This window comes from Pantoea sp. X-Soil-ISGK-355 (assembly GCF_059730805.1).
This window is the reverse complement of the sequence record NZ_AP035971.1, coordinates 2,587,837-2,602,981: the sequence shown is the minus strand read 5'-3', so window position 1 is coordinate 2,602,981 and position 15,145 is coordinate 2,587,837. Positions and strand designations below refer to the sequence as shown.

The window sequence follows — 15,145 nt, the reverse complement described above, 5'->3', positions numbered from 1 at the left end:
GTTGGGCGGCATTATACCAGCGGCCCTTAATAAATAGCTGGAGTGTGCGCATGGCAACACCTGTTGAGCAATATTATGCTCAACAATAGCGTTTAATTTTTGAGAAGGATTCTGCTCAGAATCCGCCTGTAAAACGAAATTCTGAGCAGCATATTGCACAATTACTTATGGCGGTTGCGCAGGTTGTTAATCACCGCGCTGAAGTCGAGATTCTGATCCTGTAACAACACCATCAGGTGATAGACAAGGTCTGAAGCTTCATTGGTCAGTTCATCCCGATCGTTGACGGTCGCCGCCAGCGCGGTCTCAACGCCTTCTTCACCCACTTTCTGCGCGATGCGCTTCGTGCCGCTGGCGTAGAGCCGTGCAGTGTAAGAGCTTTCAGGGTCAGCCGTTTTGCGCGACGCCAGCAGCTCTTCCAGCTGATAGAGGAAGGTCCATTCAGGCACAGCCGGAGAGAAGCAGCTGGTGGTGCCGAGATGGCAGGTCGGGCCAATCGGGTTCGCCAGTACCAGCAGTGTGTCGTTGTCGCAGTCAGGCGTGATGCTTACCACCTGCAGAAAGTTGCCGGAGGTCTCGCCTTTGGTCCACAGACGGTTTTTGGTGCGGGAGAAAAAGGTGACATTGCCTTCTGCCAGGGTTTTTTCCAGCGCTGCCGGGTTCATGTAGCCATGCATCAGCACTTCGCCTGAGACGTTGTGCTGAACGATGACCGGCATCATGCCCTGTGTTTTATCCCAGTCGAGAAGGGCCTGTTGTTGTTGAGTTAGCACGCGCGAATCTCCACTCCGTTGTCGATCAGAAAGCTCTTCAGCTCACCAATATTAATAATCTGCTTATGGAATACCGAGGCGGCTAAAGCACCATCGACATTCGCCTCGGTAAACGCCTCCAGGAAGTGCTGCATGGTGCCTGCGCCGCCAGAGGCGATCAGGGGCACGTTGCAGACTTCACGCATTTTCTTCAGCTGCACCAGGTCATAGCCGTTACGCACGCCATCCTGATTCATCATGTTTAGCACGATCTCGCCTGCGCCCAGTTTCTGCACTTCCTGCACCCACTCCAGCGTTTCCCACTGCGTCACGCGGGTGCGTGCTTCGTCACCGGTATACTGATTCACCTGATACTTGCCGCTGGCCTCGTCAAACCAGGTATCGATGCCGACCACGATACACTGCACGCCAAACCGGTCTGCGAGGCGGGTGATGAGCGTGGGATCGGCAAGCGCCGGGGAGTTAATCGAGATCTTATCCGCACCAAACTCCAGAATACGTGCCGCGTCTTCAGGGGTTTTGATGCCGCCCGCGACGCAGAATGGAATATCGATCACTTCCGCAACGCGTGATACCCAGCTTTTGTCGACGACGCGGCCATCAGATGAGGCGGTGATGTCATAGAAGACCAGTTCGTCTGCTCCTTCAGCGGCGTAGCGCTGCGCCAGCGGCACGATGTCGCCGATGATTTCGTGATTGCGAAACTGTACGCCTTTGACCACCTGACCGTCACGTACGTCCAGACAGGGAATTATCCGTTTTGCCAGCATGCGATCGCCTCCGAAACTGTGAATTTATTTTCCAGCAGCGCACGTCCGACAATCACGCCCTGAACGCCGCTGCCGCGCAGGGCGGCGATATCATTGAGGTCGCCAATGCCACCCGAGGACTGGAAAGCGATCGTCGGGAAGCGCGCCGTGACTTCCTGATAGAGCGCAACATTGGAACCGCTCAGGGTGCCGTCGCGGGAAATATCGGTGCACAGCACATGCTTCAGGCCCACCTGCTGAAAGTCGGTAACCACCTCTTCCAGGGTAACACCCGCCGCTTCCTGCCAGCCACTGATCGCCACTTCTTTGCGGTTACTGGCGTCAATGCGCACATCTAACGCCAGCACAATCGCCTCTGCGCCAAACTCCGCGAACCACCGTTTGACCTCTTCAGGCTCTTTCACAGCAGTGGAACCGACCACCACACGACTCGCACCCGCTTCCAGCAGCGCGTGCACATCGTCACGGCTGCGAATGCCGCCACCCACCTGCACCGTCACATCAACGCCGTCCAGCAGGGATTTCAGCAGCGTAATCTGGCGTTTCGCCGGATCTTTCGCGCCGGTTAAATCCACCAGATGCAGCACAGTCGCGCCCTGGCTTACGTAATCTTTCAGACGTGGCAGCGGCTCACTGCCGTAATCACGCTGCTGGCCATAATCGCCCTGATGCAGACGAACCACTTTGCCGTCAATTAAATCTAACGCGGGGATAATCATTACATCTCCAGGAAGTTTTTCAGCAACTGCGCGCCCGCTTTGCCCGAGCGTTCCGGATGGAACTGGACGCCGAAGAAGTTATCTTTCTGCACCGCGGCGGTGAACGCTTCACCGTAGTGACACTGGGCGATGGTGCTGGCGTTGACCGGCATGGCATAGCTGTGGACGAAGTAGAAATAGGATCCTTCATCAATGCCGCGGAACAGATGATTGCCCGCCTGCGCGGTAATCTGGTTCCAGCCCATGTGCGGCAGCGGCAGGCCGTGGGTGTCCATGAGTGACACCGGCTCATCGATAATGCCCAGCGTCGGCACGCCGCCGTTTTCATCGCTGCCGCGTCCCAGCAGCTGCATACCCAGACAGATCCCCAGCACCGGCTGGGTACAGGCTTTTACCAGATCGATCAGGTCACGCTCTTCCAGTTGCTTCATTGCCGCCTGCGCGGTGCCTACGCCTGGCAGAAACAGTTTGTCGGCGCGCAGCACCACATCGGAATCGCGGCTCACTTCCGGGGTATAGCCCAGACGTTCAATTGCCCATTTCACCGACGAGAGATTGGCGCAACCGGTATCCATGATCACCACGTTCATCACAGCACTCCCTTCGAACTCGGCAGGGTATTACCCTCAACGCGGATCGCCTGGCGCAGCGTACGACCAAAGGCTTTAAACAGGCTCTCGACGCGATGATGGTCATTCTTGCCTTTGGTTTTCAGATGCAGGGTGCTCATCATGGCGTAAGAGAGCGAGCTGAAGAAGTGCTCGACCATCTCAGTGCTGAGGTCGCCCACGCGTTGATAGTTGAACTCTGCTTTGAACTCGATGTGCGGACGGCCGGAGATATCCAGCGCGCAGCGCGCCAGGCATTCATCCATCGGCAGCACAAAGCCGAAACGGCCAATGCCACGCTTGTCGCCCAGCGCCTTCAGCAGCGCTTCGCCCAGTGCCAGACCGGTATCTTCCACCGTGTGGTGATCGTCAATATAGAGATCGCCTTTCACTTCAATGTTCATGCGGAAGCCGCCGTGCACCGCAATCTGGTCCAGCATGTGGTCGAAGAAACCCACGCCGGTATTAATCTTGCTGCCGCCTTCGCGATCCAGCCAGAGTTCGACCCGAACCTGCGTCTCTTTCGTGTTGCGCTGCACCAGCGCATGGCGGTCACGCTGGGTCAGACGCTGCTGAATGGTCTGCCAGTTCTCGCCGTCAGCGCCGTAGCGGATAGGCTGAATGCCCATGTTCTCCGCCAGCTGCACGTCGGTCAGACGATCGCCAATCACATAACTGTTGGCGGTATCCAGCGCGCCTTCTGCCAGCCAGGCTTCTACCATTTTCGTTTTCGGCTTGCGGCAGTCGCAATGATCGTCCGGCATGTGCGGGCAGATCAGCACATCGTCAAACGCGATGCCCTGCGAGGTCAGGACCTGCATCATCAGATTGTGCGGCCCATCAAAATCCGCCTGCGGGAAACTGGCGGTGCCAAGACCATCCTGGTTGGTAATCATCACCAGGCGATAACCGGCGGCCTGCAGCGCCAGCAGCGCCGGGATAACGTCTGGCTCAAATGCCAGTTTATCCAGTCTATCCACCTGGTAATCCTCAGGCGGCTCAGAGATTAACGTACCGTCGCGGTCAATAAAAAGGGTCTTCTGACTCATGCTTGCTCCAGAGAAAAGGCTTGCAGCGCGGCGATCGCTCGTTCGCACTCTTCACGCGTGCCGATGGAGATGCGCAGGCATCCCGACAGGCCCGGATTTTTGTTCTGATCACGCAGGATAATGCCCTGATCCCATAAGGTTTTGAAGACTTTTGGGGAATCGGTAAAGCGCGCCAGCACATAGTTGGTTTCGCTGGGAAAAACCTGCTCAACGCAGGCCAGCTGCGCCAGTTCAGCCAGCAGCCAGCTGCGATTGTCGTTCAGCTGGACCACATGCTCACGCATCAGCGCAATGCCTTGCTCGCTCAGCGCCTGACCCGCCACGTCCGCTACCGGCGTCGCCAGCGGGTAGGGCGCAATCACCTTCATCAGTAGGTCGATCACCGGCTTATTCGCCAGCGCAAACCCACAACGCAGGCCCGCCAGCGCAAAGGCTTTTGAAAGGGTACGCAGAATGACCAGATGCGGATAATCCTTCAGCCAGCCGGTCAGCGTCGCCTGCGGGCAGAATTCAATATAGGCTTCATCGGCTACCACCAGCGCTTTACCGGCGGTCATCGCCAGTAACTGGCGGATGTCGTCCTGATTAATCAGGTTGCCGGTCGGGTTGTTCGGGCTGCAAAGGTAAACGACTTTGACGCCATCAAGCTGTTCCGCGATAGCGGGCAGGTTGAGCTGCCAGTCGCTAAGCGCCGGAACGGTGCGATATTCAATGCCGATGGTTTCGGCGCTGACGCTGTACATGCCATAGGTCGGCGGACAGAACAGAATCGCATCCTGTCCCGGCTCACAAAAGGCACGCATGATTAGTTCGATGGCTTCATCCGCGCCACGGCTGACCAGCACCTGCTCCGGCGTTAAACCTGCGTAAGCCGCATAGCGCTCAATAACCAGCTTTGGCTGACATTCGGGATAGCGGTTCAGCGTCTGTTGCGACAGCTCAAACGGCACCGGCAGCGGGAATTCGTTGGCATTGAGCCAGACATCACCGTTGCCACCCAGACGACGCGCCGACATATAAGGCGTCAGAGCGCGCACATTCGCGCGCGCCAGCTGCTCAATATCCTGACTCATGCTTGCTCCTTCAGTGCGGCAACGCGCAGGGTGACGGCATTCTTGTGGGCATCCAGCTGCTCAGCGGCGGCCAGGGTTTCAATCGTGGCGGCCAGATTCAGGAAGCCCTGCGGCGTCAGCTCCTGCACCGTCATGCGTTTCTGGAAGTCGGCCAGGCCCAGGCTGGAACAGGTCGACGTATAACCGTAGGTCGGTAACACGTGATTCGTGCCCGAGGCATAATCGCCCGCGGACTCCGGCGACCAGTCGCCTAAGAAGACTGAACCGGCGCTGGTGATCGACTCCACCAGATCGCGCGGCTGACGGGTCTGCAGAATCAGGTGCTCAGGGCCGTAGAGATTGGAAATCTCAACGCATTGCTCAAGGTCGCGCGCCACGATCAGGCGGCTGCTCTCCAGCGCCTGACGCGCCGTGGCCGCACGCGGCAACTGTGCCAGCTGCTGCTCAACCGCGACCGCGACCGCCTCGGCCAGCTTTAATGAAGGCGTCAGCAGAATAACCTGCGAGTCGGGCCCATGCTCTGCCTGTGAGAGTAAATCAGACGCGACAAACGCGGGCGTGGCGCCTTCATCCGCAATCACCAGCACTTCAGAAGGACCCGCCGGCATATCAATCGCCGCGCCATCGAGTCGCTGACTTACCTGACGTTTCGCTTCGGTCACCCAGGCGTTGCCCGGGCCAAAAATCTTGTCCACGCGTGGCACGGTTTCAGTGCCGAAGGCCAGCGCGGCGATAGCCTGCGCGCCGCCCACCTGGAACACCTCTTCTACGCCGCACAGCTGCGCGGCATAGAGGATCTCATCGGCAATCGGCGGCGGCGAACAGAGCACCACGCGGCCACAACCGGCGATACGGGCCGGAGTCGCCAGCATCAGCACGGTGGAGAAGAGTGGGGCGGAACCACCAGGAATATAAAGTCCGACCGATTTCACCGGGCGGGTGATCTGCTGGCAGCGCACGCCGGGCTGGGTTTCCACATCCACTGGCGGCAAAATCTGCGCGTTGTGGAAGGTTTCGATATTGCCCACCGCGACGGCCATCGCCTGCTTCAGCTCGGCACTCAGTTGGGCGCTGGCGTCTGCGATTTGCTGCGGCGTCACACGCAGATTTTCAACCTGCGCCTTGTCGAAGCGGGCGCTGAACTCGCGCAGCGCGTCATCACCGTTCAGCTTTACCTGCTCCAGCACGTTACGCACTGTCAGCGTGACGTTTTCAGAGGCGGCGATGGCAGGACGCAACAGCAGCGCCTGCTGCTGTTCGGAGGTGCACTGCTGCCACTCAATCGGGGTAGAAAAGGCCATGGCTTACTCCATCATCTTCTCAATAGGCAGCACCAGAATTGAACTGGCACCCAACGCTTTCAGTTTTTCCATGGTTTCCCAGAACAGGGTTTCGCTGCTGACCATGTGCATTGCCACGCGACTGACATCGCCTGCCAGCGGCAGAACGGTCGGACGCTCCGCGCCAGGCAGCAGGCTGATTACTTCTTCCAGCCGCTCACTCGGCGCGTGCAGCATGATGTACTTCGATTCACGCGCTTTAATCACGCCCTGAATACGGGTCATCATCTTGTCGATCAGCTCCTGCTTGGCGGCTGGCATCTCGCCGTCGCGCTGGATCAGGACGGCTTTTGAGCGATAGATGACTTCCACTTCACGCAGGCCATTCGCTTCCAGCGTGGCACCGGTGGAGACCAGATCGCAGATGGCATCCGCCAGACCGGCGCGGGTCGCCACTTCAACAGAGCCATTCAGCATACAGGTTTTAAAGCTGACGCCTTTTTTGTCGAGGTACTGTTTGAGCAGGTGCGGATAAGAGGTAGCGATGCGGGATTTATCGAGGCATTCCGGGCCGGTGTACTCGGCGTCTGTCGCCATCGCCAGTGACAGACGGCAACCGCCGAAATCCAGGCGACGCAGCGTAAAATAGCGCGGGTCTTCGCCCTGGGCACGGCGCGAGAGTAATTCCTCTTCCAGCACGTTTTCACCGATGATGCCGAGATCGACCACACCGTCCATCACCAGGCCAGGGATATCGTCATCGCGCACGCGCAGGATGTCGATTGGCATGTTCTCCGCAAACGCAATCAGGCGCTGTTGCTGAAGGTTGATTTTAACGCCGCAGCGCGCCAGCAGTTCGCGTGAATCATCACTTAAACGGCCAGATTTCTGCATAGCTATGCGTAAACGGGTGTTATCTAACATGGTTCCTGTCCTCTTAATCCTGTCCTGAAAGTGTGGTTGCGTCAGCCCATAAAAAAACCCCCGGAAGACGATCTTCCGGGGGTTCTCTTGCGTTCACACCACTGGAAGATCTTGAAAGTCTTCCAGCACCAATCGCCTGAAAGACTAGTCAGGATGATGGTGGTGATGATGGTTAAACTGAACGCGTGTCATAATAATCTCGTCGATGAATGAGTATTCATTTGTGGGGTTTAACCTAGCGAAGATGGCAGCACTTGGCAACACTTTTTTAAACAGGCGCTTCGGAAAGCGCTGAAACAGGTTGTTCTTGTTTGCAATCCGGGGGCAAACTACGGTGAAGTCAGGGTTGATGTTTCACGTCAGGAGTCAAAATGAAGAAGGTCGCGATTGTGGGACTGGGCTGGCTGGGTATGCCGCTGGCCACGGCGTTAACGGCGCGAGGCTGGCAGGTCACCGGCAGCAAAACCACGCCAGACGGAGTTGAAGCCGCACGCCGCTGCGGCATTGAGGCGTTCCAGCTGGAACTGACGCCGGAACTGCTGTGTGATGCTGCCGATATCGAGCCGCTCTTTAACGTCGATGCATTGATTGTCACGTTACCTGCCAGCCGTACAGCGGAAGGCGGTGAAGCTTATCTGCAGGCGGTGCAGAATGTGGTCGATACCGCGCTGGTGTATAAAGTGCCGCGCATCATCTTTACCAGCTCAACGTCAGTCTATGGTGGCATCTCTGGCATTAAACGGGAAAACAGCCCGCTGACCGCCGAAACGGTAGCCGGTAAAACCCTGGTTAAGCTGGAGAGCTGGCTGCACGATCTGCCAGGAACCAGCGTGGATATTGTGCGTTTGTCCGGTCTGGTCGGGCCAAAGCGTCATCCGGGACGCTTCCTCGCCGGTAAGCAGGATGTGGCAAATGGCTCGCAGGGCGTCAATCTGGTGCATCTGGATGACGTGGTTGAGGCGATTACGCTGCTGCTGCAGTCGCCAAAAGGGGGCCGGGTTTATAACCTTAGTGCGCCGAAACATCCGACGCGCGACACCTTCTATCCCGCCGTTACGCGCCAGCTTGGTCTGCAGCCGCCGCAGTTCGCGCCAGAGGCCGTAAAAGACAGCGGCAAGCTGATTGATGGGTCACGCATCTGTAGTGAACTCGGGTTTGAGTACCGCTATGACGACCCGGTGAAGATGCCGCTGGAGTAAAAATACTTTCATAAGGCGGGGAGGTTGCTACTTTGAGCCCATTAGGGCATTTTCTTCATTTATATTGTCGGATGGGATGACGAAATCCCATCCTAACAAACAATGACATTTTATAGCCAGCCATGTCAGCAATAAGCTTAAAGCTTAGTTTTTGATAAATCCCCTACCTTATTTTCAGTAACCATATATTAGAGTGTAGTCATAAATAGTTTGCGTCAGATTATTGCAAGAAATTTTTTAATTGAATAAATAATAGGCTTTGTTGTGAACGGCTTTTACGAAAACATTGTGCTGTGATTTATTAATTTGGATAAGACAGACATGGTTTTTATAATAAAAGCCCCGGAAGGGGCTTTAGGTATTACAGGCATCTGGTAGGATCATTTCCTTTGTACACACCATTGATACAATTTCCTGGGGATTGACCTAGTTTAACCACTACAACTTTGTTAACTGTAAATACAGAACCTTTACTCGGCCATAAGGGTGCGGAATTTATTTTCTTTATTTCTGAATTCACTTCAGCAAAATTTGCCGGAACTATTTTTGCTATTGCGGTAGCATTCATAAACGCTGAAATTCGCGCGGAATTACCTGCATCCCAGTTCAGGAAAGAACTGCCGAACATGTCATTATTTTTAGGTTTATTAACTAAGTCTATGTTCAGTGCGCCATAAAAATAGACTTTGACAGGGCTTCCTGGAGGCGCATCGACGTATCTGTATATATCGTTAGCAATAAAAGATGATACATTATAATCTTGATTGTAAGACAAATAATCAGTGTAAAAAAGTCTACTTGATGAAGCAGTTCCATATAATAAAGAGAACAAAGGAATGATCCATAAAATATTTTTATCAGAATATCGGGTAAATAAGATTACACCTGATACTGCAAACGATACTGCAAGACAATTCATAGCTCTGGCTGGCAAAATTCCGCCAATGAGCACATTCATAAGAAATGGCGAAAGTATCATGGCTATTGCTGAAAACAGGAATAACAGTCTATTTCTACCGGCTATGGTAAAAGCTATAGGTAATGCCAATAAAGAAATGATATAAATATTAAGCCCGTATGGGGCATTAAAAGAAAAATAGCCAGCTATAAATATTAGCACAGACTTTATAGTTAAATCTACTGGTTGATTAATCCAGCCTATCATATTGATGAAATATGATTCTGAGCTTGTGCCAAAATACCACTGAATAATCTTTGTTATTAATGAGTATGCAATGGCAGATAAAAATAACACTATGGCTGGATTAATTATCACTCGCTTGAGTGTTAATTCATCTTTTTTATTGATAATCGTGTAGCAAGCATATGAAGCGATTAGTGCTACAGGAAGAAAAATTATAGATTGGTAAATTGAAGTTGCCAGCGTTAACGCAATGATAGGAGCAATGAAATTCATCATTACTCCTTTCTCCTTTAATATGAGATAAATTGAAACAGATGATAAGAGTACCGCTATGGCTAATGTATCAGATTGATTAGAGAATTGAAGTTGGTATGCAAATTGAGGCAGTGATGAGTAAAGAATCGAGAAGAATATAGACTGTTGAGAGTTAAGGCTTAAGGTATGTGAGATTACTGAGCATGAAAAGGCTAGTATCACCAAAGACAGTATTTCAGTATAAAATGGAATGAATGGTTCTGGTAAGATCGTTGATTTTAGTAATGCATGCCCCCACCGTCCCATACTAATAGTATGCGCGATATTATTACTAAATTCCTCATCAATAGATAAGGTAAAATGTGTAAGCTCAAAGCCGTAAATAATCAATAGGACCAGTAGCGATGTTAGAAATGAAATAAAAAATAAATTTATTTTTATTGTAACATTTGTTTTCATGCATAATTTCTCTTAAAAGTTGTGTCGTTAGCGTTAGGAATAAGCTCTTAAAAAGCGCACTTCTTAACTTTTTCAGGCGATGTCTTTGCGATTCTTACGAGAGATTAATTGTATCCACTTCATTTTATGATGTAAATATATGGTATATTAATTCGTTTTTTGTCACCTACTTCAAAGCTGAAGTGGATATGAGAATGTCTGACATATATTATGGCATTCAATGCGGAGATTTCTCTTGCATTCAATGCTGGTTAATATTTTTCTTGTATGATATTTAATTTTTTTGAAAAAAAGACAATATCAGTAATTTTTTATTATTATAGTAAAGTATAATACATAAAAAATCCGTATTACTTCCCTGTGTTCAATCTTAACATTATTGCTAATTGTGTCATCACTCTTTTTTAATAATATACCTGGGTCGTTGCTTTGTCTCGATATAAATCCTACCAATGTACTCACCTAATACACCGATTCCTATTAGCTGAACGCCACCCAGAAAAAGGATTGAAACCAGTATTGATGGATAACCAGCTACGGGATTTCCCCAAATAATTTTATCTGCGATCATCCATATTCCATAAAAGAAAGAGAGCCCGGCAACAAAAAATCCTATATATGTCCACATACGTAATGGAAATGTAGAAAAAGAGGTAATGCCCTCAAGCGCCAGGTTCCAAAGTTTCCACCCGTCAAATTTTGTCGATCCAGCGACTCTTTCAGCGCGAGTGTATTCAACCACCTCTGTTCTTCCACCTACCCATGAAAGAATACCTTTCATAAACAGATTCCGCTCAGGCAATAGCTTAATATTGTCCACTACGTGCCGGGACATCAGCCTGAAATCACCAACGTTTTCTTCAATCTGAGGTTTGCTAATAATATTGTGAAATTTATAAAACCATTCAGCGCTTTTACGCTTAAGGTGGCTATCCAATGAACGGTCTGCACGCTTAGCCAGCACAACATCTGCGCCTTCTTTCCATTTAGAGATCAGAAGAGGAATAACTTCAATTGGGTCCTGCAGGTCAACATCTATAGGAATAACAACGTCTCCAGTCGATGCCTCCAAACCTGCAAAAAGAGCAGGTTCTTTACCAAAATTCCGCGTGAAGCAGATGTTTTTTACTAATGGATCGTTTTTCATGATCGCCAGAATCAGAGATTCTGTGTTATCAGTGCTACCATCGTTGACGAAAACAATCTCAATTTCATCATCTGAAAATGGTGTGAAGTTTCTTACAGTCTGATAGAAAACTGGAAGGGCTTCCTGCTCATTCAGAACAGGAACAACAAGCGAAATCTTCATTTTTTATCTCTGAAAATAATGTACTTTGAGTAGACAAAACCGCAGACCAAACTTATTGCTGAGAAAACGATAAGAGTAACTATTGGATTTATTTTCATTCGATCACCATATGAGCCAATCATGACGGCCACCATGCCCATGAAAAACACGTACATAATGTATCTTATAGTTGTGGCTTCTGAATCGAAGGTCCATTTTGCGTTAGCAAAGAAAGAGAAGGTGACGGCAACACAGAATGCGATAAGGTTAGAGAGTGACTGCTGCATCCCCCTCTCAATTAAAAAGGCGAAGCTTATCCAATGGATTAGCGTGTTAATGACACCAACTGAAATGTACCTGGCAAAGATTTTCAGCATCGCAATGTTCTGTGAAAAGTGAAGTGCAAATCCTGACAGCTGGCAGCAATAGGATCAAGGGATTGTTGAGGCCGTTGAGTCAGCTTCCCTGCAAAACAGTCACATTTGTCCGTGACAGGATTAACTCCTATTCTAAACCAAGACTTTTCAATAATGCTATTCAATAGATGATGAAAAATCCGCAGTGTGGATTCAATAAAGCGCCACTCGTGCTTTAAAGGTCATCCTATAGCATCCATAGAGCATAAAAAACACACAATTACTTAGGCAGGCTTCAGTGGCATCTGAAATTAAGTAATATGCATTTGTGATTGTTTGAGGCAATCAATTCTTATTTTTCAACAGCCTATGGGTCAAGTTTGCCGATAAAGATCACGTTCTCAATTAAAAGACCTGAGATTAACACGTGAGAGAAGGGTGTAATAAACAATGCTACACCCCCAGCCGATCCCTCAACGCATACCACACCGCCCCCATCGCCGTCAGCGGCACCTTAAACCGCCGCCCGCCGGGAAACGGCAGGTGAGGCAGACGAGCAAAGGCGTCGAACCGCTCCGCATCGCCGCGTAACACTTCGCTAATCAGCTTGCCGGAGAGATGGGTACTGGTGACGCCATGGCCGCTGTCGCCCTGCATAAAATAGACATTCTTCTCCATCCGGCCAAACTGCGGCATACGCGACAGCGTTAGCAGGAAATTGCCGCTCCAGCTGAAGTCCAGCTTCACGTTCTGCAATTGCGGGAAAGTACGGCGCAGCTTGGGCCGGATCAGCGCTTCAATATCGGCTGGTTCCCGCGCGCCGTAGACCACGCCGCCGCCATAGAGCAGCCGGTTGTCGGCGGTCAGACGGAAGTAATCCAGCAGATAGTTACAATCCTCCACACAGTAATTGTTCGGCATCAGCGACAGTGCCTGGTCGGGTGTCAGCGGTTCGGTTGCCACAATCTGCGAGCCGCATGGCATGCTTTTCCTGCTCAGGCGTGGCTCCAGCTGGGGTGACAGATAGGCATTACCGGCGAAGATCACAAATGTCGCACTGACTTCGCCCTGAGCGGTCTTCACCCGGTTAGGTGTGCCATAAACCACATCTGTCGCCGCGGACTGCTCATAAATGCGTCCACCATGTCGACGAATGGCTTCCGCTTCTCCCAGCGCCAGATTCAGCGGATGCAGATGGCCGCCACGTCGATCCAGTAGCCCGCCGACATAACGTTCGGTGGCAACTTCGCGGCGAATACCCCGTTCGTCCAGCAACTCCAGATCGTAATTGCCGTACTGCTGCCATAGCGTTTTCTGTTTTTGCAGATGTGCCATCTGACGTGCATTCAGCGCTGCAAAAATGCCGCCGGGCCGGTAGTCACAGTCAATTGCATACCGCTTAATGCGATCGCGGATAATCTCAGCGCCTTCAAACATCATGCTGCCCAGCATGCGGGCGCTCTCTTTACCGTAGCGCTGCTCAATCACATCCACGTCGCGGCTGTAGGAGTTCACCACCTGACCGCCGTTTCGCCCGCTGGCACCGAAGCCGACCCGCGCCGCTTCCAGCACGACCACGTCATAGCCGACCTCGGTCAGATGCAGCGCCGCTGAAAGACCGGTGAAACCGCCACCAATTATGCAGACGTCACACTGAATGCTCTCCTGCAGGGTCGGCCAGGGCGCATGCGGATTGGCGGTCGCTGCGTAATAACTCTCCACATAATTCATAACAACCTCCGGGAAGCGCCTAAAAGTTGGCTGGCGTGTGGGCACTGACAATGCGGCAGGGGATTTCAGCCCTGTTGGTGAAGCTGTGCGGTAAACCGGTGTCAATCACATAGCTCTCGCCAGCGGAGAGATGAAACTGCTGTCCGTTGATGATCAGCGTAATTTCGCCTTCCAGCAGCGTACCGGTCTCTTCGCCTGGATGACGGAGCTTCTCGCCAGTGCTGGCACCGGGTTGATAGGTTTCCAGCAGCATGCCCAGCGTGCGCTGCGCACGGCCATTGTCGATCAGCTTCAGCGACACACCCTGGCTGCCAATCTCCAGCAGATCGCTGGGTCGGACAATCACTTTCGGCTCCGCATCCGGTTTGGGGTCGGAGAAGAATTCCGACAGCGACAGCCCATAGACCTTTAGCAGCTTCTGCAGGGTGCTGACCGCCGGGCTGACCTTATCCTGCTCAATGGTGCTGATAGCGCTGTGGGTCAGTCCGGCCAGTTCAGCAACGCGACGTTGCGACAATCCCATCGTCTGCCGGATCTGCGCCAGCCGTCGTCCCGGTGCCAGCGTGGCATCACTCATCTGCTTTTCCCCTGTGGTAACGACTCGCGGCCTGAATAAAGCCGCTGAACAGCGCCTGCGATCCCGCCGTGTTTTCCGGTTGCCATTCGGGATGCCACTGTACCGCCAGGGCGAAGGGATGATGACGCAGGCTCACCGCCTCAATCAGGCCATCCGGCGCGCGTGCCTCAACGCGCAGCTGCGGCCCCGGTTCGCGCACGCCCTGATGATGAAGTGAATTGACCGCAAGCGGCATATTGCTGTCCAGCAGCGTTGCCAGCAGGCCATCCGGTTCGATAGTGATGGTATGCGCTGGCGCATACTGGTCATCAAATGGCAGTGTCTCATCTTCATGATGACGCTGAAATTTTGCCTGCTCACTGAGATTCCGCCACAGCGCGCCACCATTGGCCACCACCAGCTCCTGCAGTCCACGGCAGATGCCAAACATCGGCATTTTGTGGCTGGTGGCCCAGGTGATCAGCTGAAAGGCGAGACGGTCGCGGCCCGGATCGGCATGCGGCTCTTCACCGGCTTCGCCATAATGCCAGGGTTCGATGTTGCTGGGACTGCCGGTGAGGAGCAGGCCATCCAGCACAGCCATAGCGTTTTCTGATAGATGAGGCGCATTAGTAAGACTTTGGGGCAGGGCGAGAGGCACGCCACCCGCCAGGACGACCGCATCAATATACTTGTTATGCACCGTCTGAGTCGGATGGCCGCCCAGATCCTTCTGGCACATCACTACGCCAATCAACGGCTTGTCAAAAATAATGCCCATCTTACGTCCTCGCATTACTGGTCGAAATATCTACCGAAAGGGCACGTCTGGCGGTTAAGTGTGCAATATTTTTTCAATCTAGCAATGTGCTGTTTGTTCTTCAAACAGATTTGTTACATTTGCACACTTTTTATGTTGGCGCTATGTTAGTGGTGTGGCTGTTATTTTGAGCATTACGCA

At 52.2% G+C, this 15,145-nt stretch carries 16 protein-coding genes and 1 other annotated feature; of the genes, 1 reads left to right on the top strand and 15 read right to left on the bottom strand.

Annotated elements, in window-relative coordinates:
• Positions 1 to 161 precede the first annotated feature (161 nt).
• The 9 genes from hisIE to hisL all read right to left on the bottom strand — a co-directional run bounded on the left by hisIE (position 162) and on the right by hisL (position 7,388).
• Positions 162 to 773 (bottom strand): bifunctional phosphoribosyl-AMP cyclohydrolase/phosphoribosyl-ATP diphosphatase HisIE, encoded by a 612-nt coding sequence (hisIE, locus tag AC6I8J_RS12070; RefSeq protein WP_161734447.1) that lies wholly within the window; start codon positions 771 to 773, stop codon positions 162 to 164.
• Entirely contained in the window at positions 767 to 1,543 is a 777-nt protein-coding gene (gene hisF / locus AC6I8J_RS12065) for an imidazole glycerol phosphate synthase subunit HisF (protein WP_033783632.1), read from the bottom strand. The genes hisIE and hisF overlap by 7 nt, the downstream gene beginning before the upstream one ends.
• A complete protein-coding gene (gene hisA / locus AC6I8J_RS12060) occupies positions 1,525 to 2,262 on the bottom strand; it encodes a 1-(5-phosphoribosyl)-5-[(5-phosphoribosylamino)methylideneamino]imidazole-4-carboxamide isomerase (protein WP_161734446.1) in 738 nt (245 codons plus the stop codon). Before hisA ends, hisF begins: the two co-directional genes overlap by 19 nt.
• Positions 2,262 to 2,852 (bottom strand): imidazole glycerol phosphate synthase subunit HisH, encoded by a 591-nt coding sequence (hisH, locus tag AC6I8J_RS12055; RefSeq protein ID WP_161734444.1) that lies wholly within the window; start codon positions 2,850 to 2,852, stop codon positions 2,262 to 2,264. The genes hisA and hisH overlap by 1 nt, the downstream gene beginning before the upstream one ends.
• Positions 2,852 to 3,919 carry a bifunctional histidinol-phosphatase/imidazoleglycerol-phosphate dehydratase HisB gene (gene hisB, locus AC6I8J_RS12050; protein ID WP_253419265.1) on the bottom strand — a complete coding sequence of 356 codons (1,068 nt, stop codon included), beginning with the start codon at positions 3,917 to 3,919 and terminating at the stop codon, positions 2,852 to 2,854. Before hisB ends, hisH begins: the two co-directional genes overlap by 1 nt.
• The gene (hisC, locus tag AC6I8J_RS12045) at positions 3,916 to 4,992 is read right to left on the bottom strand and encodes a histidinol-phosphate transaminase (protein ID WP_161734440.1); all 1,077 of its coding nucleotides are present in this window, start codon (positions 4,990 to 4,992) and stop codon (positions 3,916 to 3,918) included. The genes hisB and hisC overlap by 4 nt, the downstream gene beginning before the upstream one ends.
• Positions 4,989 to 6,293 (bottom strand): histidinol dehydrogenase, encoded by a 1,305-nt coding sequence (gene hisD / locus AC6I8J_RS12040; protein WP_161734438.1) that lies wholly within the window; start codon positions 6,291 to 6,293, stop codon positions 4,989 to 4,991. Before hisD ends, hisC begins: the two co-directional genes overlap by 4 nt.
• A gap of 3 nt (positions 6,294 to 6,296) precedes the next feature.
• Positions 6,297 to 7,196: an ATP phosphoribosyltransferase gene (hisG, locus tag AC6I8J_RS12035; protein ID WP_061062857.1), complete on the bottom strand. Its 900-nt coding sequence runs from the start codon at positions 7,194 to 7,196 to the stop codon at positions 6,297 to 6,299.
• 48 nt (positions 7,197 to 7,244) lie between these two features.
• Positions 7,245 to 7,365, bottom strand: a sequence feature (His leader region).
• Positions 7,341 to 7,388, bottom strand: coding sequence for a his operon leader peptide (hisL, locus tag AC6I8J_RS12030; RefSeq protein WP_100396937.1), 48 nt, complete (start codon positions 7,386 to 7,388; stop codon positions 7,341 to 7,343). (Overlaps the previous feature by 25 nt.)
• 179 nt (positions 7,389 to 7,567) lie before the next feature.
• Here hisL and AC6I8J_RS12025 point away from each other — a divergent pair, with 179 nt between their 5' ends.
• Entirely contained in the window at positions 7,568 to 8,395 is an 828-nt protein-coding gene (locus AC6I8J_RS12025; protein WP_497825403.1) for an SDR family oxidoreductase, read from the top strand.
• Between the two features lie 361 nt (positions 8,396 to 8,756).
• Here AC6I8J_RS12025 and AC6I8J_RS12020 read toward each other — a convergent pair whose 3' ends face one another.
• From AC6I8J_RS12020 to puuD, 6 genes are all read right to left on the bottom strand, one after another.
• Positions 8,757 to 10,253, bottom strand: a complete 1,497-nt coding sequence (locus AC6I8J_RS12020) for a glucosyltransferase domain-containing protein (protein WP_497825402.1) — start codon at positions 10,251 to 10,253, stop codon at positions 8,757 to 8,759.
• Between the two features lie 394 nt (positions 10,254 to 10,647).
• Positions 10,648 to 11,562, bottom strand: coding sequence for a glycosyltransferase family 2 protein (locus AC6I8J_RS12015; protein ID WP_497825401.1), 915 nt, complete (start codon positions 11,560 to 11,562; stop codon positions 10,648 to 10,650).
• Positions 11,559 to 11,918 carry a GtrA family protein gene (locus AC6I8J_RS12010; RefSeq protein WP_497825400.1) on the bottom strand — a complete coding sequence of 120 codons (360 nt, stop codon included), beginning with the start codon at positions 11,916 to 11,918 and terminating at the stop codon, positions 11,559 to 11,561. Before AC6I8J_RS12010 ends, AC6I8J_RS12015 begins: the two co-directional genes overlap by 4 nt.
• Before the next feature lie 432 nt (positions 11,919 to 12,350).
• The gene (locus AC6I8J_RS12005) at positions 12,351 to 13,628 is read right to left on the bottom strand and encodes an NAD(P)/FAD-dependent oxidoreductase (RefSeq protein WP_161734434.1); all 1,278 of its coding nucleotides are present in this window, start codon (positions 13,626 to 13,628) and stop codon (positions 12,351 to 12,353) included.
• Positions 13,629 to 13,647: 19 nt separating this feature from the next.
• A complete protein-coding gene (puuR, locus tag AC6I8J_RS12000) occupies positions 13,648 to 14,205 on the bottom strand; it encodes an HTH-type transcriptional regulator PuuR (protein WP_161734432.1) in 558 nt (185 codons plus the stop codon).
• A complete protein-coding gene (puuD, locus tag AC6I8J_RS11995; RefSeq protein WP_161734430.1) occupies positions 14,198 to 14,965 on the bottom strand; it encodes a gamma-glutamyl-gamma-aminobutyrate hydrolase in 768 nt (255 codons plus the stop codon). The genes puuR and puuD overlap by 8 nt, the downstream gene beginning before the upstream one ends.
• Positions 14,966 to 15,145: the final 180 nt, after the last annotated feature.